The 1,519-nt window shown below is 54.6% G+C and carries 1 protein-coding gene; it reads right to left on the bottom strand.

The window, feature by feature from the left end; translation table 11 throughout:
• Positions 1 to 94: 94 nt before the first annotated feature.
• Positions 95 to 1,455 (bottom strand): IS1182 family transposase gene (locus tag ACTRXH_RS16000; RefSeq protein WP_474283033.1). Its coding sequence is split into 2 segments (ribosomal slippage): positions 95 to 888 and positions 888 to 1,455, totalling 1,362 coding nucleotides; the frame shifts between segments, so codons are not numbered across the junction.
• Positions 1,456 to 1,519 lie beyond the last annotated feature (64 nt).

Consider the following 1,519-nt stretch of genomic DNA (forward strand, 5'->3'; position numbering starts at 1 on the left):
CAGATTGTTGAGAAACAAAATAAAAGCGTCATGTTTGTTCGTGGATCGTTCGATCCACGTTCTTTTTTGGCTGGTGCCTCAAAAATGTTGCCCTCTATGTCGCCTGGTTGGCGAGAACGAGGGCCATTTTTTTCATATTCTGGCAGGTAGCGGTCAGATATGCCTGTTCCTGCACAGACGAGTGTCCTCGGCATCGGGCATACCGAAACGCATGGAGTTCCTTGGCGTCTCCAAAACTGCGTTCCACGGTCTGGGTGCGTAAGTGGTACAATGCTTTCCCGGTGTTCGTCCGTTTCCGGGCGCGGACCCGGTCCTTGAAGTCTTCCCACAAATGCCGGCTCACCACCCGGGACGTCGCCGATGGGGAAAAACAATCCTCCCGCAGCGGGCAGCCCTGGCAGTCCTGGGGGCGGGAACGATAGTGCCGATAGCCGTTCCGGTCCGTCGTGCGATAGGTCAACAGGCAGCCCATCGGGCAGACATACGTTTTTTTCTGCGGGACAAAACGAAATTTGCGTTTCGGCATGTACGGGCCGCTTTTCCCCGGGCGCCGGTATCCCATGACGGCGTAGATGCCCTGCTCCTCGAGTTTTTTGCATAAATACGCGGTGAAGTAGCCGGCGTCGAGCGCCACTGCCTCCACCTGAAAGCCGAATTTGGCCCGTTGGACCTCGAGGCGCTCCAAGTAAGGATCGGCATCATGCACGTTGCCCGGCGTGATATAGGTGTCTGTGATGATGTTATGTTTAGCGTCCACCGTGCGGTGGTCCAGGTAAAAAAACCCCTGTGGCTTGCCATCCCGCATCAAAAAGCCACTATCCGAATCGGTCCGGCTGACCCGGGTCATCGTGGTGGGAGCGGACTTCCCCTCCTTCCGCGGTCCCAATGCTTTTTTCCTTCTGCTTCTCGGTGGGCTTGAACATCTGCTTCCAATTCGTCCAGGTAAACGGGCACTTTGGGCGATTTCGCTTTTCGCAGAAACTTGTTTTTGTTGGCATTGGCTTTCACGTGGGTGGAGTCGGTCAATAAAATCCGCCCGTCGACCAGGCCATGCGCGTCCGCCTGCCGGACGATGGTATCAAAAATGTCCTGGAAGATGGTCGTATCGAGAAATCGGGTCTGCCGGTTCCAGCTGATCGTGGAATGATCCGGAATGCGGTCCGTCAATGAGAAACCAAGAAACCACCGGTAAGCCACGTTTGTCTGGAGCTCTTTTTCCAGCTGCCGTTCCGAGCGGATGCCGTAGAAATAGCCAATAAACATCATTTTAAACAAGGTGATCGGCGGAATCGACGGCCGACCGACGGTCGGCGAATAATACGGAGCCAGTTGCTCGTCAATGAACCGGAAATCAATCATCGCATCGATGGTCCGAAGAAAGTGGTCAGCAGGCACGAGGTCTTCCACAGCAACGGTCACTTGATCCAATCGGTGATTTTCGGCTTTGCCAAGCATGGCGATATCGCCCCTTTTCTTTTTAGTATACGACCCTTCGGGGCGCTTGCCTACAAAAAAACTG

This window comes from Marinococcus sp. LNHM5E3-2.1 (assembly GCF_056034365.1).